At 56.3% G+C, this 18,064-nt stretch carries 16 protein-coding genes and 1 pseudogene; 8 read left to right on the forward strand and 9 right to left on the reverse strand.

Going from position 1 to position 18,064, the window contains the following annotated elements:
* The first annotated feature begins 81 nt into the window (after positions 1–81).
* On the forward strand, positions 82–1,080 hold the full coding sequence (gene add / locus UC14_RS26400) for an adenosine deaminase (RefSeq protein WP_112198760.1): 999 nt from the start codon (positions 82–84) through the stop codon (positions 1,078–1,080).
* Positions 1,081–1,144: 64 nt separating this feature from the next.
* Here the strand turns inward: add and UC14_RS26405 are convergent, their stop codons facing one another.
* From UC14_RS26405 to argH, 9 genes are all read right to left on the reverse strand, one after another.
* Positions 1,145–2,164 (reverse strand): bile acid:sodium symporter family protein, encoded by a 1,020-nt coding sequence (locus UC14_RS26405; RefSeq protein ID WP_013575495.1) that lies wholly within the window; start codon positions 2,162–2,164, stop codon positions 1,145–1,147.
* 79 nt (positions 2,165–2,243) lie between these two features.
* Positions 2,244–3,290, reverse strand: coding sequence for an oxidoreductase (locus tag UC14_RS26410; protein ID WP_112198761.1), 1,047 nt, complete (start codon positions 3,288–3,290; stop codon positions 2,244–2,246).
* 129 nt (positions 3,291–3,419) lie between these two features.
* Positions 3,420–4,775, reverse strand: coding sequence for an MmgE/PrpD family protein (locus UC14_RS26415; protein WP_112198762.1), 1,356 nt, complete (start codon positions 4,773–4,775; stop codon positions 3,420–3,422).
* Positions 4,768–5,670 (reverse strand): polysaccharide deacetylase, encoded by a 903-nt coding sequence (locus tag UC14_RS26420; protein ID WP_112198763.1) that lies wholly within the window; start codon positions 5,668–5,670, stop codon positions 4,768–4,770. The genes UC14_RS26415 and UC14_RS26420 overlap by 8 nt, the downstream gene beginning before the upstream one ends.
* Positions 5,663–6,517, reverse strand: a complete 855-nt coding sequence (locus tag UC14_RS26425; RefSeq protein WP_112198764.1) for a polysaccharide deacetylase — start codon at positions 6,515–6,517, stop codon at positions 5,663–5,665. The genes UC14_RS26420 and UC14_RS26425 overlap by 8 nt, the downstream gene beginning before the upstream one ends.
* 21 nt (positions 6,518–6,538) lie before the next feature.
* Entirely contained in the window at positions 6,539–7,360 is an 822-nt protein-coding gene (locus tag UC14_RS26430; protein ID WP_013575490.1) for an ABC transporter substrate-binding protein, read from the reverse strand.
* Positions 7,361–7,398: 38 nt separating this feature from the next.
* Positions 7,399–8,163 carry an amino acid ABC transporter ATP-binding protein gene (locus UC14_RS26435; RefSeq protein WP_013575489.1) on the reverse strand — a complete coding sequence of 255 codons (765 nt, stop codon included), beginning with the start codon at positions 8,161–8,163 and terminating at the stop codon, positions 7,399–7,401.
* Between the two features lie 13 nt (positions 8,164–8,176).
* On the reverse strand, positions 8,177–9,049 hold the full coding sequence (locus UC14_RS26440) for an amino acid ABC transporter permease (RefSeq protein WP_013575488.1): 873 nt from the start codon (positions 9,047–9,049) through the stop codon (positions 8,177–8,179).
* Positions 9,050–9,067: 18 nt separating this feature from the next.
* Complete coding sequence (gene argH, locus UC14_RS26445; RefSeq protein WP_112198765.1) at positions 9,068–10,495, reverse strand: argininosuccinate lyase; 1,428 nt, start codon at positions 10,493–10,495, stop codon at positions 9,068–9,070.
* Positions 10,496–10,684: 189 nt separating this feature from the next.
* Here argH and UC14_RS26450 point away from each other — a divergent pair, with 189 nt between their 5' ends.
* From UC14_RS26450 to UC14_RS26480, 7 genes and pseudogenes are all read left to right on the forward strand, one after another.
* Entirely contained in the window at positions 10,685–11,665 is a 981-nt protein-coding gene (locus tag UC14_RS26450; protein ID WP_112198766.1) for a LysR family transcriptional regulator, read from the forward strand.
* A 274-nt stretch (positions 11,666–11,939) separates the two neighbouring features.
* On the forward strand, positions 11,940–12,947 hold the full coding sequence (locus UC14_RS26455; RefSeq protein ID WP_112198767.1) for an ABC transporter substrate-binding protein: 1,008 nt from the start codon (positions 11,940–11,942) through the stop codon (positions 12,945–12,947).
* The gene (locus UC14_RS26460; RefSeq protein WP_013575484.1) at positions 12,944–13,753 is read left to right on the forward strand and encodes an ABC transporter permease; all 810 of its coding nucleotides are present in this window, start codon (positions 12,944–12,946) and stop codon (positions 13,751–13,753) included. Before UC14_RS26455 ends, UC14_RS26460 begins: the two co-directional genes overlap by 4 nt.
* Positions 13,753–14,523, forward strand: coding sequence for an ABC transporter ATP-binding protein (locus UC14_RS26465; RefSeq protein WP_013575483.1), 771 nt, complete (start codon positions 13,753–13,755; stop codon positions 14,521–14,523). Before UC14_RS26460 ends, UC14_RS26465 begins: the two co-directional genes overlap by 1 nt.
* A gap of 16 nt (positions 14,524–14,539) precedes the next feature.
* Positions 14,540–15,880: a histidinol dehydrogenase gene (gene hisD, locus UC14_RS26470; protein ID WP_013575482.1), complete on the forward strand. Its 1,341-nt coding sequence runs from the start codon at positions 14,540–14,542 to the stop codon at positions 15,878–15,880.
* A 2-nt stretch (positions 15,881–15,882) separates the two neighbouring features.
* Positions 15,883–17,206 (forward strand): annotated as a pseudogene (locus UC14_RS26475) (hypothetical protein).
* On the forward strand, positions 17,206–17,976 hold the full coding sequence (locus UC14_RS26480) for an SDR family NAD(P)-dependent oxidoreductase (protein ID WP_112198768.1): 771 nt from the start codon (positions 17,206–17,208) through the stop codon (positions 17,974–17,976). Before UC14_RS26475 ends, UC14_RS26480 begins: the two are co-directional and overlap by 1 nt.
* The last annotated feature ends 88 nt before the right edge of the window (positions 17,977–18,064 follow it).

Below are 18,064 nucleotides of genomic sequence, written 5' to 3' on the forward strand. Positions count from 1 at the left end.
GCAAATTCAAAACCCTTCTTGTTGCGCAACTAAATACAGTTATAATGCCCCGCACATTTCAATAATAATGAGTGCACACCACTGATCGACACACGCCTTCCCCTGACCGACATTCACCGCCACCTTGATGGCAACATCCGCGCTCAAACCATTCTCGATTTAGGCCGTCAGTTTAACCTGACCTTGCCTGCCAATGAACTTGAAGCCCTGCGCCCGCATGTCCAGGTGATGCATACCGAACCGGATCTGGTGAGTTTTCTGCAGAAACTCGACTGGGGCGTAAAAGTGCTGGGCGATCTTGATGCCTGCCGCCGTATCGCCAAAGAAAACGTTGAAGATGCGGCGCGTGCCGGTCTGCATTATACCGAGCTGCGTTTCTCCCCGTATTACATGGCGATGAACCACAAACTGCCGGTCGCTGGCGTGGTGGAAGCGGTGATTGAAGGGATCCGCGAAGGTCAGCAACATCATGATATCGATGTGCGTCTGATTGGCATTCTGAGCCGTACCTTTGGTGAAGATGCCTGCCAGCAAGAGCTTGAGGGTTTGCTGGCGCACCGCGACGGCATTACCGCACTGGATCTGGCCGGTGATGAACTGGGTTTCCCCGGCAGTCTGTTCCTCAGCCACTTTAACCGTGCGCGTGACGCAGGCTGGCGCATTACCGTGCACGCCGGTGAAGCCGCAGGGCCGGAAAGCATCTGGCAGGCGATCCGCGAGCTGGGCGCAGAGCGTATCGGTCACGGCGTGAAAGCCGCACAGGATCCGCAACTGATGGATTTCCTGGCGAAGCATCAGATTGGTATCGAATCCTGCCTGACTTCCAACATACAGACCAGCACCGTGGCCTCTTTTGAACAGCATCCGCTGGCGATTTTCCTGCGTCACGGCGTGCTGGCTTCAATCAATACCGATGACCCGGCGGTTCAGGGCATTGAGATTGCTAACGAATATAACGTCGCCGCACCGGCTGCCGGGCTGACGCCAGACGAGATCCGCAAGGCACAGGAAAACGGCCTGACCATGGCGTTCCTGACCGACGCTGAAAAGCAGGCCATTCGCGACAAAGTATCGGCGTAACGCTTTCTGTGACAATAAAAAAGGGCGGAAATAATTTCCGCCCTTTTCTTTTCGATTCAACCTGTCAAACCGTTTTTACTTCTTCTTTCTTCAGCAGTGCCGCGGCTTCTTCACGTGCCACACGTTTGGCATAGCGTGAGGCCAGTACCGCGCACACCATCAACTGAATCTGGTGGAAAATCATCAGCGGCAGCACCATCGCCCCTACGGCGGCAGCCGGGAACAGCACGTTCGCCATCGGAATACCGTTCGCCAGACTCTTCTTCGACCCGCAGAACACAATGGTGATTTCATCTTTGGTGTTAAAACCAAACAGACGCGCCACGTAAGTATTGATGATCAGCACAATAGTGAGCAGAACAACAGAACAGCCGAGGATCGCCAGCAGCGACCAGCCGTTGATCTGATGCCAGATCCCCTGCACCACCGCTTCACTGAACGCCACATATACCACCAGCAGAATCGATGAACGGTCAGTGACGTTGACGATTTTCTTGTGACGCTGTACCCAGCCGCCAATCAGCGGACGACAAAGATGCCCGATGATAAACGGCACCATCAGTTGCAGCACAATAGAACCGATGGCGTGCAGGGTGTCAGTGGTGCCGCCCTGTGTATGCATCAGCAGGCCGACCAGCACCGGCGAGAGGAACACGCCAAGAATACTGGATGCCGACGCGCTGCAAATAGCCGCCGGAATGTTACCACCCGCCACCGAAGTATAAGCAATCGCAGACTGCACGGTCGCAGGTAGTGCGCAGAGATACAGGAAACCGTAGTACAACGTCGGCGTCAGGATCCCCACCGGCACCAGCCATTTCATGCCCAGACCGAGCAGCGGGAACAACGCGAAGGTGCTGAGGAACACCACTACGTGCAGACGCCAGTGGCTGATACCCGCCATGATCGCTTCACGGGAAAGCTTCGCACCGTGCATAAAGAACAGCAGCGCGATAGCGGCCGTGGTCAGGTAACCGAAGAAGGTTTTATAAATGCCTTCACACGGGAAAAATGAGGCGACCACGACAACACAAACCAGGATCAGCAAAAACTTGTCGATTTTCAGACGTTGTAACCAGGACATGAACCTTCCTTGCAAAGTGAATAACAAATGAAAAATAAAAGTGCCACCAAAGTGACACTTAAGAAGCGTAGACGACGTGTTAGTTCTTGATGACTTTCAGGGTCGCCTGTTGTTCTGAGGACTGCATCCCCAGTTCGAGCATTTCCATCACACGGATAGCATCCGCCGCCGGAACCGGATTGTCGCCCTGTCCGTTAATGGCATCCCGCACCCCGGCATAATAAGCCGGGTAATTGCCCGGAATGGTCAGCAGCGATTTTTCCGCCAGTACGCCGTCGTGGCTCAGCGTAATCACACCATCGCGCTTGTCGAATCCCCAGTCAGGCTGTGGCAGACGTTCACCGGCTTTCAGGCGGTCCTCCTGCGGATCCAGCCCGAATTTCACGTAGCTGCCCTTTTCGCCCTGCACGATAAAACGCGCAGTTTCGGCAACCGCATACACCGTACTGTGCAGCACCACGCGACGGCGCGGATAGGTCAGCACCGCGTTGAAATAGTCCACGGCTTTACCGCCGGGGCGCAGTACAGCCAGATCCGCCTGCAACGTTTCCGGCAGTCCGAACAATTGCAGCGCCTGATCCAGAAGATGCGAACCCAAATCGAACCAGATGCCGCTGCCCGGCGCATCACTTTCACGCCAGCGCTGCTGAACCTGCGGTTTGTAACGGTCGTAATGGGATTCGAAATAGACGATATCGCCGAGCGCGCCTTCTTCAATCAGCATTTTAACCGTGAGGAAATCCGAATCCCAGCGACGGTTATGAAATACTGACAGCACCTTGCCTTTTTCACGCGCCAGCGCGTCAAGCTCGCGGGCTTCCTCAAGTGTTACGGTAAAGGGTTTATCCACGATAACGTGCTTACCCGCTTCCAGCGCCAGTTTCGCCAGCGGGAAATGGGTGGTATTGGGCGTCGGGATCACCACCAGATCAATGGACGCATCGGCAAACAGCTTTTCCGGCGAATCTACCACCTCCACATTGGGCCAGTCCGCATGGACTTTGCCCGCATCGCTGCTGGAAACCACCGCCAGCTCGAGGCCGGGCGTGCCATCAATCAGGGGTGAATGAAAGGTTTTACTGGCGAAGCCGTAGCCGACGAGGCCGGTACGCAGGGTCTGAGTCATAGGATTTCCTTTATTTAACGGTCTTACCCGCTGGAGGCTAATCATCTGATTTGACACCAGCCACGCAGGATGAACAAGTGAAAAATTTGCCCTGTCTCTTTGCACCGCCCCCTGCGAACGGGGAAGGAGTTACCGCCCGATGAACGCATTAATATCTCGCGCCAGATCCAGCCGCATCCCCTGCTCCCATATCCTCTCTGCCCCTTCCTCCGACATCACCCGTGTCGCCAGCGAGATAAACTTCTGTTTAAGTTGCTCATCAGAAACCGGATTTCCCGGCGCACCTAGCGCGACATCAACCCGCAGGGTTTGCGACTGGCCAGAACGGGTGAAGAGCGTGACATCCGGCTCGCCGTCGGCGCTCAGGGTGTCGTCTTCCCGCAAATCAATCCGGCGGATCATCTCCAGCAAGGCCGGATCCTGACGTTTATCAGCGTCATACGCCGCCAGCCCTGCGTGTCCAAAGACCACACGGGCGGCGATAGCGTAGCGGATACTCATCTGCGCGGCGGCCAGCGTGGCGATTTCGTTGTCGCCGCACATGCCGTTGAGGAACGGACACAAGCGCACAACGATTTTTTCGATATCCTCCGCACTGGCATTCAGTCTTTCCAGCAAAATGCCGGTGGCGTCAATGGCTGAATGCGTGCCACGACAGGAGGCGTAAGGCTTGATGGAACAACGTTCCAGCTTCCAGATTTCCCCCAGTTGCGCGGTCAGCGCTTCCGGCGTTGCACTGGCAGGGGCCAGCGTGGAAAGGAATCCTCCCCATTTATCCCCGAATAACTGCGACGGGCCGCTGATGCCCTGCCTGGCGCTCAGCGCGGCCAGCACACCGCCTTCGGCAGCACGTCCGGCGTGCAGTTTTTTACTCTGCGAACCGTCGTGGATAAACGCCCACAAGCCGCCGCTGAAACTGCCGGAGATGCCTAACGCCGAACTGATTTGCGCCGCATTCAGCCCCATTAATTTTCCGGCTGCCGCCGCCGCACCAAACACGCCGCAGGTGGATGTCGAATGCCAGCCTGCGCCGTTATGTGGTGAATATCCGCCACAGGCTTCCAGCACGCGGCGCGCCACGTCATAACCGATCACGACCGCAGTAATAAACGCTTTTCCGCTGACCGGCTGCGGGCATAACGGCAGTACCGCCAGCAAAGCCGGAATCACCACCGCGCCGGAATGATCGCAACCGCCGGTATCATCAAGTTCCAGCGCATGCGCCGCCACGCCGTTAAGCAGCGCGGCGTTGCGCGGCGACGTCAGTTCGCGACAGCCCCACACCGGCGAAAGTGGCAACGCGCCTTCACCGAGGATCATCGCCGCCACCTGTTTTGCAACATCGCTGGCAGATCCCACCAGCCCCGCGCCGAGCGTGTCGAGGATATGCCGTTTGGCGCGTTCAACAAGCCGTGGCGGCAAATCCTCAAAACGGGTATTCACCACGAATCCGGCCAGAACCTGCTGTTGTGAAACATTACTCATGGCTGACTCCCGGCGCGGTGTGTTGCATCCAGATTTGCGCCGGATGCGACGCCTCGTTTTGCGGCTGATTCTGCGACCACCAGTCCGCGACTTCCCCGGCTGTCGCCACCCAGACGTCCGGGTGCGAAGTGATGTAATCCAGCAGTTCCGCCAGCACACCAATGCGCCCTGCCGTGCCGATCACTTCCGGATGCAGGCGCAGCACGTAACACAGGCCAAAACGGTGGAAACCGTCGAAATCCATCTTCATATTGCCGAGGGTATGGCGGTAAGAGGCAATCCGCGACTGCGCCGGAGGCACCGCCGGGCTGAGGTTGAAGGCAAAATACGGCTCGTCTTCCATTTCATAATGCAGCGGCAGTTCCACCAGCCGCGACGCCAGACCATCCTGCATCGGCTGGAAATAGGGTAAATCATCACCGCGCCAGCCGGATGTCCAGCTGAATCCTTCATCCGCCAGCACATCCGCAAAACCCGTCGCCCAGTTACCGGCGGGCAAACGAAAGCCGCGTGGCACTTTACCCGTCAGCGCTTTCAGCGCCGCTTTACCCCGTTGCAGGCTGTCAGTTTGCTGATGCAACGACAGGCCGTCAAAATGGACGAATTCATAGCCACAGGTCGCCAGCTCGTGACCGGCACCGTCTATATCACGGATCTTCTGCGGGTTTTCATCCGCCACAATGCCCGGCACACACCACGAGCTGCGCAGGTTTTTCTCCTCCAGCAAAGCCAGCAGCCTGTCGATGCCGCGCAGCGTGCCATAACGCCAGACGGACAGCGTTTTTTCGCGTCCGGCCACCGCAGGCACCTGACTGAGAATGCCGTGAATATCATTGAAATCAACAGTAATCACCACCGCAGAGCGGTAACCTGCGGGCCAGTTTTGTTCAGTCATTGGCATGCTCCTGCATCCACCAGTGCGCGACGTCCCGGCAACGTGCAAACCACACGTCATCCCGCGCTTTCAGGTGAGCAAAAAATGCGTCAAGTAGCATAATGCGTCCGGGTTTTCCGCTGATTTTTGGATGGAACAACGTGGTCAGGCTCAGCCCTTCATCCATCGCGCCATCGAATTCACGACACCAGTTATCCAGCGTCAGTTCATAGCTGGCGGTACGGTCTAAGCCTGAGGGGAAATTCGGCTCGCGGGTATAAGCAATAGAAGCGTAATCGTCCATTTCCCAGCGGCCCGGGATTTCCACCAGCGGGCGGTCATGCCCCGCAACCTTGATGAGATAAGGCCGGTCGTCGCCGCGCATACTGCTGGAATAGGTCACGCCCGCCTCCAGTAACATGGCGGGGGTTTCTGCATGCCAGTCACCGGAAGGCGTGCGAAAACCCTCGGCACGGATGCCGAGAAACTGCCAGAAAATCTCGCGGGATTTCTGCATCACCCACAACTGTTTCTCCGCGCTGATGGCGTAAAAAGACTCATGACGGTAACCGTGATACGCCACTTCATGGCCGCGTCCGACAATCGCCTGACACTGTTTCGGCCAGTTCTCCACGACCCACGCGGGGATGAAAAATGTCGCCGGAAGCTGGTGATCATCAAGCAAATCAAGAATGCGCTCCAGTGCGCGGTAGGGTCCGTAAGCGCCGAAGGTAAAGTAATCCGCTTTCTGCCAGAGGGTGCCGTTAAGCATCGCATCACCGGTCGGGCCGTCGAGGTCAAACGCCAGCGCCATGCAGCCGCGTTTGTTTTGCGGCCATAAACTGGCCGCCTGTTGTGAAATCGTCATGAGTCAGTCCGTCACCTGAGGTTATTTGCCTTTATTGATGGTCACTTCCTGGATTGCACCATCCTGCAAACCCCATTTGGTGAGGATTTTCAGATAGGTACCGTCGGCGATCATGTCGGTCAGCGCGCCTTTTACCGCGTCAATCAGCGGCTGGTCGTCCTTGCTGATCCCCATACCGGTCACCTGATAGGCAAAAGCTTTGCCCAGCGGTTTATAGGTGTCTTTCTCCAGATTCATGATGTACGGCAGGGTTTCGCTGCCCTGCACCACGCCTTCAATACGCCCCTGACGCAACTGGGTGCGCGCATCCGCCGTGCCTTCCGCGCCAATCACCACGATGGCGGGCTTACCTGCCGGAACGCAGTTAGCTTCACTCCAGGCCGCAATTTCAGCCGGGAATGTGGTACGGCGGCTGGTGCCGACTTTCTTGCCGCACAAATCCAGCATGGTATTGATTTCTTTGTGCGCGACGGTGGTATAGAACTGCGGTCCGCTGTTGTAGTAATCGACGAACGTGGCGATGTCCTGACGCGGTTTGGTGTCAGTCATACCGGATAAAATCATATCGACACGATGGGTGGCGACGGCGTTAACCATCTGTTCAAAGCCGATTTCCTGCCAGCTGATTTTGCGGTTCAGGCGTTTGCCGAGTTCCATGCCCAGATCGTAATCCATGCCGGTCAGATTACCGGTGGCCGGATCTTTGAATTCCAGCGGCGGATAGTTCGGCATCATCGCCACTTTAATTTCGTCTTTTTGCTTCAGCTCCGCCGCGCTGGCGACAGAAACAGCGCCGTTCAGCAGCACGCCAGCGGTAATGAGGGACAACAATGTTTTTTTCATGAAGGCATTCCCATAGTCAAAAGTTAACGTCAAAAGGGTCAGATCAGGACGGCAGAAATAAAGTTCTGCGTCCGTGGATTTTGCGGGTTGAGCAAAATGTCTTCCGGATTACCACTTTCTATAATTCCGCCCTCGTCCATGAAGACCACGCGGTTTGCCACTTCCCGCGCGAAACCTAATTCATGCGTAACCACAATCATGGTCATGCCTTCTGCCGCCAGGCCGCGCATCACCGCCAGCACTTCGCCCACCATCTCCGGGTCGAGCGCCGAGGTGGGTTCATCAAACAGCATCACTTTGGGTTTCATCGCCAGCGCCCTGGCAATCGCCACGCGCTGTTGCTGGCCGCCGGAAAGTTCCAGCGGATAAGCATCACGCTTATGCGCCAGCCCGACGCGTTCAAGCAGCGCCATCGCTTCCTGCGTCGCCTCTTTCACCGGACGCAGCAGCACCTGACATGGCCCTTCGATGATGTTTTCCAGCGCGGTTTTATCCGGGAACAGATTGAAACGCTGGAATACCATGCCGGTTTTCAGCCGCTGACGGGCAATCTGCCGGTCGTTAAGCGGATACAGCTTTTTGCCGTCCATGCGGTAACCGACCAGTTCGTCATCGACCCAGACGCCCCCGCTGTCGATGCGCTCAAGTTGATTGATGCAGCGCAGAAATGTGCTTTTCCCTGAGCCGGAAGGCCCGATGATGCACATCACTTCGCCGTGTTTAACCTCAAGATTGACGTTTTTCAGCGCCTGAAACTGATCAAAGTACTTATTAACGTTGACGGCTTTGATAATACTTTTCATGGTCAGGCTCCTGTCAGTGGCTGGTGCGGCGGCGGGTGCCACGGCCAAAATAACGTTCCAGACGGTTCTGCCCGAGCGACAGCACGGTCACCACCACCAGATACCAGATGCCCGCCACAAACAGCAGTTCCATTACCCGCGCATTGGCGAAGTAAATGGTCTGCGCGTTATAGAGCACTTCGGAATACTGGATCATGCTGGCAAGGCTGGTGGTTTTCACCATGCTGATGAATTCGTTACCAATGGGCGGGATAATCACCCGCATTGCCTGGGGCAAAATAATCCGCCGCAGCGCGTGCAGACGGGTCATGCCGATGGATTTCGCGGCTTCGTACTGCCCGAGATCGACCGAGATCAGCCCGGCACGCACCACTTCCGAGGTGTACGCGCCCTGATTAATGCTCAGGCCGAGCAGCGCGGCGGTGAACGGCGTCATGATATCGACGGTCTGAATGCTGAATACGCCGGGAATGGCGATGACCGGGAAAATCAGCGCCAGGTTAAACCACAGCAACAGTTGTAAAATCAGCGGGGTGCCGCGAAAAATCCACGTGTACCCCATCGCCACGCTGCGCAGGACCGGGTTTTGCGACATGCGCATCACGGCGATAATCACGCCGAACACGATCCCCAGCGCCATCGCCAGCACCGACATCACAATGGTATTGCCCAGCCCGAACAGAATGGCTTTGGCGGTCAGGAACTGCGCCACGTACTGCCATTCGATTTTGCCGTGCGCAAAGGCATTCACCAGCAACGCCAGCAGCAGCAGGATCACCACCGAGGCAAAAATCCGGCCGTAATAACGTTGCGGCACGTAGTGATATTCGCTGAGATCAATCTCTGCGCTTTTCGCACTTTCCGACATTTTCTGATAAGGGGTCATAAGCTTTCTCCCGCCCGGTTATAAAGACAAGCCAGCGTAGCCTGAAGCCCAATGCGCCTGCGCCTGCAGACGAATTTTCAGCCGCGCAATTTGCTCCGCCACCCGCACCGGCGCCGTGCCGCCTTTGCCGCTGCGGGCGTTGATCGCCGCTTCCAGCGTCAGGCATTCACGCACGTCGGCGCTCAGGCGGGCATCTACTGCCAGTAACTGCGCGTCGCTGACTTCGTGCAGCGCCAGATTATGTTGCTCACACACCTGCACCAGTTTGCCGGTGATTTCGTGGGCTTCCTTGAACGGCACGCCACGGCGCGACAGCCAGTCGGCCACTTCAGTCGCCAGCGTAAAGCCTTCCGGTGCCTGTTCGCGTAAACGCTCAACATTGACGGTCATGGTATCGACCATGCCCGCCATCGCAGGCAGCACTAACAGCAACTGTTCGACGGTATCCAGCGCATTACGTTTGTCTTCGATAAGGTCACGGTTATAGGAAAGCGGCAGGCCTTTCATGGTGGTCAGCATGGCGGTGACGTTGCCAATCAGCCGTCCGCTTTTGCCGCGCGTCAGTTCAGCGATATCCGGGTTTTTCTTTTGCGGCATGATGGAACTGCCGGTGGCGTAGCCGTCGTCCAGTTCAACCCAGCGGAACTGGCGCGATGCCCACAGACACACTTCTTCACTGATGCGGGAAAGATTGACGCTCAGCATACTGCCCGCAAACAGGAATTCTGCGACGTGATCCCGGCTGGCTACGGCATCAATCGAGTTCTCACAGGCACCGTCATAACCGAGATCTTTGGCGGAGAGTTCCGGGTGCAGGGCAATCGCAGAACCCGCCATCGCCGCCGCGCCCAGAGGCGACAGTGCGCAACGCTTATCCCAGTCCTGAAAGCGTTCAATGTCACGGCAAAAGGACTGCGCATGCGCCATCAGCTGATGCCCGAACACAATCGGCTGCGCCTGCTGAAGATGGGTAAAACCCGGTGCCAGCGTATGAATATGCTGTTCCGCCTGCTTCACCAGTGCAGTCTGAAGTTCGAGCAATGCCGCCACAATCTTGCGGGCGTGGTCGCGCAGGTAGAGGCGTAAATCGTTAGCGGTCTGATCATTACGTGAACGCCCTGCCCGCAGCTTGCCGCCGAGTTCCCCCAGCCGCTCGGTCAGGCTGCGTTCGATAAACGTGTGAACGTCTTCATCCCCCTGAACCGGCTGAATAATCCCGGCACGGAAATCCTTCGCCAGTTGTTTAATAGCCTCCACCATCAGGACGGTTTCATTTTCGTCGAGTAAACCGGCGCGGCTTAATTCATACGCATGGGCGCGGCACCCTTCCAGATCATATTCGGCAAGGGAAAAATAATATTCCGGGCTGCGCGATAATGCGCTTAATGCGGCGGCTGGCCCGTGTTTGAAGCGTGCTCCCCACAGTAATTCTGGCTGTTGCGACATAATTTTTTCCTTGTATGGCATAAATGTTGCAAACCTGGATCCGGTGGCATGTCTGACGGTAAGAGAAAATAAAACCCTTCCGGCAACATGACGAATGACACTGAACAATCTGAGGCTTGCAAGGTAATAACGAGTGAGGCTACGTGAATTTGATGGTGTAGATTTTAAAGGCGGGGGTAAATATTAATTATGGAAAGTCCACTTTCCAAATCAGGAAACACATCACCCGCAAAAAGTGATATTAACCAGCACAGCCTTGGCGTCGCCGATTTAAAACTTTTGCGCGTCTTTAAAACCGTGGTGGAAGCCGGTGGTTTTACCGCCGCATGCAATGAACTGAATATTGGTCTGGCGGCGATCAGTAAACAAATTTCTGATCTCGAAATCCGTTTTGGCATGAAACTTTGCACCCGAGGACGTGAAGGATTTTATTTGACCGAACACGGTAAAGTGGCTTATCAGGCCTGCCTTGATTTATTTTCATCCATCAATCAGTTTCGCGACAAACTCAATCACGCCCGTCATGAACTGTTTGGCGAGCTGAATATTGGCATCATCGATAACACCATCACTGACCCGCAATCGCCCGTAGTCAGTGCGTTGGGTGAGATTTACCGTCAGGCACCGAAGGTCAGTATTCGCCTGCACGCCACTCAGCTGGACGAGATTGAACGCGGGATTATCGACGGACGTTTTACCTGTGGCATCATGCCGGTGTATCAGGAAAAACCGGAGTTTGATTACTATTGCCTCTATCATGAAATGGCTTATCTTTATTGCGGCGACAAACATCCGCTGTTCAGCGTCCCTGCCGCTGAAATAAAAGAATCACAGATCAAATCGTCGCACATGGTGAATCATTTTTACGCCAATCACAGTAAAAAAAATATCTTTTCGGATGTCACTTCCACGCACGCCATTGCGGTACAAGTCGAAGCCGTCACCATGCTGCTGATGACGGGAAATTATCTCGGATTTCTGCCTGAACATTACGCCAGTGCATTTATGGGCGGAAATAAACTCCGCGCACTGATGCCGGAGAATATTGAAATTGCCACACCGTTCAGCCTTGTACTGAAAAAAGGCGCACCGTTTAATTCGGTGATGACGTTATTTTACAACGCCCTTAAACAGGCATTAATCCCCGTTCCTGAAGCCAGAGCCAGCTGACCGGCTTATGCACCCTTTGTATATCACTGTTTTTCTGCACCCTGAAGGTGCAAAGAAAGTCATGTTGTGGTGCGGATTATCACTTTTAATTATAAGTTCATTTACCTTCTTCTCATTAATTATCTAAAAATGTATAACATCAAAGCCCTGCATGATTTCCTTCTGCGATTTCAACTGTGGCGCAGTAATTGCTTCACCCACTTGTCTATACAGGGTTGCACATTAGGATTTTTATTGGCCGTCTTTTTCTCTTCCCACACCAAGCGAGGAAATTATGTCACCTTCTCAGACCTTTACGGGTTTCTTCAAAAACAAACTGGCTCTGGCCTGTTGTCTTGGCGCACTCAGCACATTCAGCCTGAGCACCTCCGCCGCTGCACCCGAAGCGGGCACGTTCAAAATGGGCATTGAACCCTGGCTGGGTTACGGCCAGTGGCACGTCGCACAAAGTCAGGGCATTTTTAAACAACAGGGGCTGGAGAAGGTCGATATCATTAACTTCGCCGAAGATAAAGACATCAACGCCGCCTTAGCCAGCGGCCAGATCGACGGCGCAAACATTGCCACACATACCGCGATGGCGATGGTCTCTGCCGGTTTGCCGATCAAAGTGGTGCTGTTACTGGATCAAAGTGAAACCGCTGACGCCCTGCTGGTGGGCAAAGACATCACCACGCTGAAAGATCTGAAAGGCAAGCAGGTGGCCTTTGAAGAAGGCACCACCAGCGACATTCTGTTGCACAGCGCCGTTAATTCTGCAGGTCTGAAATGGAGTGATATCACACCGGTGCCGATGCCAGCCGATTCTGCGGGCAGCGCGCTGATTGCCAAACGCGTCACTGCTGCCGTCACTTATGAACCCTATATTTCTGCCGCGAAAAAACAGGACCCGTCGCTGAAAATACTCTACAGCGGCTCTTCCGATCCCGGCCTGATTGGCGATGTGCTGGTGGTCCGTGATTCCGTACTGAAAGAAAAACCGGGGCAAATCGCTGCGCTGATCAAAAGCTGGGACGCCGCCCTGACCCACTACCAGGCCAATACCACAGCGGATCGTGCCATCATCGCCAAAGCAGTTGGCGCAACGCCTGCAGATCTGGAAACCGCGTTTGACGGCGTGAAATATTACTCGCTGGCGGAAAACAAACAGGTGCTCAGCCATTCCTTCTCCGACCAGACCTTCGCCCACGTGCTCAAAGCCGCCACCGCCGCCGGGCTTATTCCTAAACCGGTAACCGCCGCCGGGGTGATTGACGCCAGCTTCGTGAACAGCCTGCCATGAGTTCGCGTCGTAAACCGCTCAATCTGATGGTGATTGGCCGCCTGCCGTCGCGCAAAGTGTTCGTCGGCATTGCGGTCACGCTGTTCGTGATTCTGTTTCTTGCCTGGGGGCTGGCAACCCGCAGCGGCGCGATCCCGCCGATTTTCCTGCCCAAACTGACCGATGTCTGGCTGAAAATGGTCAGTCTGGCGCAGGACGGCACGCTATGGAGCGACATTAAAAGCAGCCTGTACCGCATCAGTATCGCCTTCGCGATTTCCTCAGTGATGTCGATTGTGATTGGCGTGCTGGCAGGCTGTTACGGTTTCTTCAAAGCGCTGACCGAACCGCTGGTGGACTTTATCCGTTACATGCCGGTGGTGGCGTTCGTGCCGCTGACCATTCTGTGGACCGGCACCGACGATGTGCAGAAATTCCTGATTATCTGGATCGGTACATTCTTCCAGCAGGTTCTGATGGTGATCGACGCCGTGAAACGGGTGCCCGGCGATTTTGTCGGTTTAGGCCGCACGTTAGGCATGCCGGATCGCAAAATCTTGTTCCGCATCGTTTTACCCGGTGCACTGCCGGGTATCTGGGACGCACTGCGCATCAGTCTCGGCTGGGCGTGGACGTGGCTGGTGCTGGCCGAACTGGTGGCATCCACGTCCGGGCTCGGTTACCGCATCGTGGTGTCGCAACGTTTCTTCCAGACTGACACCATCATCGGCTACATCCTGCTGCTGGGTATTCTGGGTTTAATCAGCGATCAGATCATGCGTGCACTTGAGCGCGTGCTGTTCCGCTACAACAAGAGGCGCGCCTGATGTCGGTGTTAACCATTTCCCATCTGCACAAAAGTTTTCAGGTTGGCAAACAAACGCGCGAAGTGCTGCACGACATCAGCCTGACACTGGCGGACAATGAATTTGTTTCGGTGGTTGGCACATCCGGCTGTGGCAAAAGCACCTTATTGTCGATTGCTGCAGGGCTTGAGGATTACGACAGCGGCGACGTTCAGGTGGATGGCAAAACCATTCGCGGCGCGGGCATTGACCGTGGCGTGGTATTTCAGTCTTACACCCTGTTGCCCTGGCTGACAGCGCGTCAGAACATTGAGTTTGCGCTGAAAGCCGCCGGATTCAGCCGCGCGGAATGCCGTGAAAAAGCCAGTCAGCATCTCGAACTGGTGCAACTGACGCAGTTTGCTGATGCCTGGCCCGCGGAGCTTTCCGGTGGCATGAAACAGCGTGTCGCCATCGCCCGTGCGCTGTCTTACCGCCCTAAAATCCTGCTGATGGATGAACCCTTTGGCGCGCTGGATGCCATGACCCGCCATCAGATGCAGGAATTACTGACCGGCATCTGGGAACAACACCGGCTGACCGTCATGTTCGTCACCCACGATATTGAAGAAGCGGTATATCTTTCTGACCGTATTGTGGTGATGGGTCCCGGCACGATTGCGGCGACTTACGACGTGCCGTTACCGCGTCCGCGCCGTGAGGAACTGACCGCCAGCCCTGAATTCACTGATCTGCAACGCCAGGTCCTGCACACTATCCGCAGCGGCCATCCCCGCGCTGCACTGGCCTGATAACCGGAGATTGACCATGTCTGCACCTTTTCAAGCCGTAACTTTTCATGATTTGAGTGATTCGTCTGAACTGCCAGCGGAGCTGTTCAAACGCACGGAAGCCGATTTGTCGTTTTTCACTGAGCGCGTTGCGCCGATCATTGAAGCGGTGCGTACCGAAGGCGATGCCGCCCTGCGCCGTTTTGCCCGCGATTTCGACGGCGTTACCGCGCCGCATATGAGCATTCTGGCGGAAGATACGGAATTCGAAACGGCGTTTGAACGCCTCGATCCGCAGGTGGTGGAATCGATCCGTTTCGCCGTCGAAAACGTCCGCGCCTTCCATGAAGCACAAAAACCGGAAGACATGTGGATGAAAGAAATCCGCCCCGGCGCCTTTGCCGGTGACCGCCATGTGCCCATCGATTCCGTAGCCTGTTACGTGCCACGCGGCAAAGGCTCATTCCCAAGCGTGTTACTGATGACCACCATTCCGGCGGTGGTCGCAGGTGTAAAACGCGCCATTGTCATCACCCCGCCTGGCCCCGACGGCAAAGTCGATGACGCCACGCTGGTGGCCGCTCGTCTGGTTGGCATTACCGAAGTGTACAAATGCGGCGGCGCACAGGGTGTCGCTGCCGTGGCATTTGGCACGGAAACCGTGCCGAAGTGCCTGAAGATAGTCGGCCCCGGCAGCCCGTGGGTGGTGGCCGCCAAGCGTCAACTCTCGAATCTGATCGACCCCGGCATTCCTGCCGGTCCAAGCGAAAGCCTGATCCTCGCCGATGACACCGTGGACGGTGCGCTGGCAGCGCTGGATCTGATCATCGAATCAGAACATGGCCCGGATTCTTCGGCGTATCTGGTCACCAGCAGCCGTCGGGTCGCTGAACAGGCCATCGCCGCACTGCCCGGTTACTGGGCGCAGCTCGATGAAAAACGGGCCGGATTCTCACAGGCCGTATTATGCGGAACCCACGGCGGCGTGGTGCTGACAGCAGATTTCACCGCAGCCGTTGAATTTGTTAATCAGTACGCGCCGGAACATCTGGAAATTCTGGCCGAAGAGCCGATGGCCGTGATGGGCAAAATCCGCAATGCCGGTGAAATCCTGCTGGGCAATTACACACCGATCACGCTGGGGAATTTCGTCCTCGGACCGAACGCAGTTCTGCCGACCAATGGCGCAGCGAAAACCGTCGGGCCGCTGTCTGTGTTCGATTACATGAAACGGATCTCCGTAGGCTATGTCACCCGCGAAGGCTATCAGCCGCTGGCCGATAAAGCACACGCCTTTGCATTGTATGAAGGATTCCCCGGCCACGCGCTGGCGGTATCGGCTTTACGCACTGAGATCATCAACAAAAAAGGCCAGTAACGATGAGCAATATGACGGGCAGTGAACCGCTGGCCGCGCAGGCGCGTCAGTTAGTGCAGGCGGGAGAATGGCAGCAGGCGGCAGACGTTTTGCGCCAGCTTATCGGCGAAGTCACCGGCGTGGCTGCCGGTCAGCTCACCATCAACCGCGATCAGTACAGCCTCAACTCTCTCAACGGCACCGTGACCCTTGAGGATGGCCGCGCCCTGTTCTTCAAATATCACAATGAAGAAGGCGAAGATAAAACCATCGAGGAGTATTACAACGCAGAATTGCTGCGTGAAAGCGGCTTTCGCGTGGATGTTCCTGTCTATGCCTGCGGCGAGCCGGGGCGGCAGATTCTGATGTACACCCTGCGCCATGACCGGCGCATGGCGGACATCTGCCGCGATATCGAACAGCAGCAGGCGTGGGACCAGGAAGCGGAAATCGAAGAGGCACAGCGCCGCGCTGACCGCGATATTCTGACCCATACCCTGCCGACGCTGAAACCCGGCTCAGTCAGTGCGGTGGCGGCCGAACCTGTCCATCAGTTGTTCTATCACCGGCTAATTTCTCCGGAAAACCCGGAAATCACCGCGGGTTTTGGTGGTCGCGTGGCCCGTTTTTACGTCGGTAAAACCTTCCGGCTGGAAGATGAGGAACTGGAATGGCAGACGCTGAGCAACCTGCGATGGGTAATCAACGGCGTGGCTTATCAGCACAGTTTACGCCAACTATTCAGTGAAGCAGGCGTCCGCCTGGCACCGGCGGCACTGGCAGATCACGGGGTGATTACCGCGCACGGTGACGCGCATAATGCCAACGTCTGGTACGACACCACGGAGGAAATCCCGCAACTGGTCAGCTTCGACCCGGCGTTTGCCGGTCGTAATATTCCGGCGCTACTGGCGGAAATCAAAGCCACATTCCACAACATTTTTGCCCATCCGCTGTGGCTGTATGAACCTTCACGCTGCGGCGAACTTTACAAAGTGACCGTGATGCGTCGCGGCGACACGTTATATGTCGATCATAACTGGCAGTTAACCCCGCTGCGCGCGGCGTTTTTACGTGACAAAGGCGAGGAATACTGGCAGCCGTTACTGACGCAACTCGCCCGCCACGGCTGGCTGCCACCCCACTGGCAGCGGATCTTCCGGCTCGCCATGTTCTGCTGCCCGACGCTGGTGCTTGATTTACGCGCCGGGGGGTTTCAGCGGCCATACGCCAACCAGTTCCGCCCTCGGGCTGGCAATGGCCGTCATGCTCGGCAGCGAACCGGTCGAAGATACCGATGAGTTCAGCGACTGGCTGGCGCGGATAAGCCCGGTGGGGAGACCCTGATGGCCTCTCCTTTCTCCCTGCAACGTTTCTCGCTGCAAGGCAGGCGGGTACTGATCACCGGCAGTTCACGCGGCATTGGTCAGGCCCTGGCTTCAGGTATGGCACAAGCCGGAGCCAGCGTCATTGTCTGCGGGCGTGATATCACCACGCTGAATGCCGTTTGCGAACAAATCCGCCAGCAAGGCGGTGACACCACGCCGCTGGTACTGGACGTCACGCAGCCCGCCACTTTTGCCGACGCTTTCGCCTCCCTGCCCGCACCGCCGGATGTGCTGGTTAACAATGCCGGTACTGAACAGTTATGCCCGTCGATGGATGTCGACGAAGTGCTGTGGGACCGCATTCTGACCACCAATCTTAAAGGCGCATTTTTCTGCGCCCAGGCCGCAGCACGGCTGATGGCTGAAAATGGTGGTGGCAGCATCCTGAATCTGTGCTCCCTGACCAGCCAGGTCGGCGTGCCCGGCGCTGCTGCTTACGGCGCATCTAAATCGGCGATGGTCGGCCTGACACATACTCTGGCGACAGAATGGGCCGGTAAAAACATCCGGGTGAACGGCATCGGACCGGGATATTTCAAAACAGACCTGACCGCTGAGTTTTATGACAACGCCGCCTGGTGCCGGCAGATGCAGGCAAAGATCCCGCTGGGAAGATTTGGCGAACTGGAAGATCTGATCGGCGCAGCGGTATTTCTGAGCAGCCCGGCCGCGGCGTATATCACCGGGCAGGTGCTCTATGTGGACGGGGGATATCTGGCGGGGATCTGATGTCAGACGACGGGTTGGCTCAGGCCCCGTGCAAGCTTGGCGTTCAACCGGAGTGTACATAAGTTACTGTTTTGTTCTGTAATACCCC

This window comes from Rahnella sp. NRRL B-41462, from assembly GCF_003263525.1.
Classification (GTDB): Bacteria; Pseudomonadota; Gammaproteobacteria; order Enterobacterales; family Enterobacteriaceae; genus Rahnella; species Rahnella aceris.

Bases quoted from the DNA above. Each gene is read 5' to 3' on its own strand.
- UC14_RS26405 (WP_013575495.1), bottom strand. From the start codon at position 2,164: ATGTCCTGGTTACAACGTCTGAAAATCGACAAGTTTTTGCTGATCCTG.
- UC14_RS26410 (WP_112198761.1), bottom strand. From the start codon at position 3,290: ATGACTCAGACCCTGCGTACCGGCCTCGTCGGCTACGGCTTCGCCAGT.
- UC14_RS26415 (WP_112198762.1), bottom strand. From the start codon at position 4,775: ATGAGTAATGTTTCACAACAGCAGGTTCTGGCCGGATTCGTGGTGAAT.
- UC14_RS26420 (WP_112198763.1), bottom strand. From the start codon at position 5,670: ATGACTGAACAAAACTGGCCCGCAGGTTACCGCTCTGCGGTGGTGATT.
- UC14_RS26425 (WP_112198764.1), bottom strand. From the start codon at position 6,517: ATGACGATTTCACAACAGGCGGCCAGTTTATGGCCGCAAAACAAACGC.
- UC14_RS26430 (WP_013575490.1), bottom strand. From the start codon at position 7,360: ATGAAAAAAACATTGTTGTCCCTCATTACCGCTGGCGTGCTGCTGAAC.
- UC14_RS26435 (WP_013575489.1), bottom strand. From the start codon at position 8,163: ATGAAAAGTATTATCAAAGCCGTCAACGTTAATAAGTACTTTGATCAG.
- UC14_RS26440 (WP_013575488.1), bottom strand. From the start codon at position 9,049: ATGACCCCTTATCAGAAAATGTCGGAAAGTGCGAAAAGCGCAGAGATT.
- argH (WP_112198765.1), bottom strand. From the start codon at position 10,495: ATGTCGCAACAGCCAGAATTACTGTGGGGAGCACGCTTCAAACACGGG.
- UC14_RS26450 (WP_112198766.1), top strand. From the start codon at position 10,685: ATGGAAAGTCCACTTTCCAAATCAGGAAACACATCACCCGCAAAAAGT.
- UC14_RS26455 (WP_112198767.1), top strand. From the start codon at position 11,940: ATGTCACCTTCTCAGACCTTTACGGGTTTCTTCAAAAACAAACTGGCT.
- UC14_RS26460 (WP_013575484.1), top strand. From the start codon at position 12,944: ATGAGTTCGCGTCGTAAACCGCTCAATCTGATGGTGATTGGCCGCCTG.
- UC14_RS26465 (WP_013575483.1), top strand. From the start codon at position 13,753: ATGTCGGTGTTAACCATTTCCCATCTGCACAAAAGTTTTCAGGTTGGC.
- hisD (WP_013575482.1), top strand. From the start codon at position 14,540: ATGTCTGCACCTTTTCAAGCCGTAACTTTTCATGATTTGAGTGATTCG.
- UC14_RS26480 (WP_112198768.1), top strand. From the start codon at position 17,206: ATGGCCTCTCCTTTCTCCCTGCAACGTTTCTCGCTGCAAGGCAGGCGG.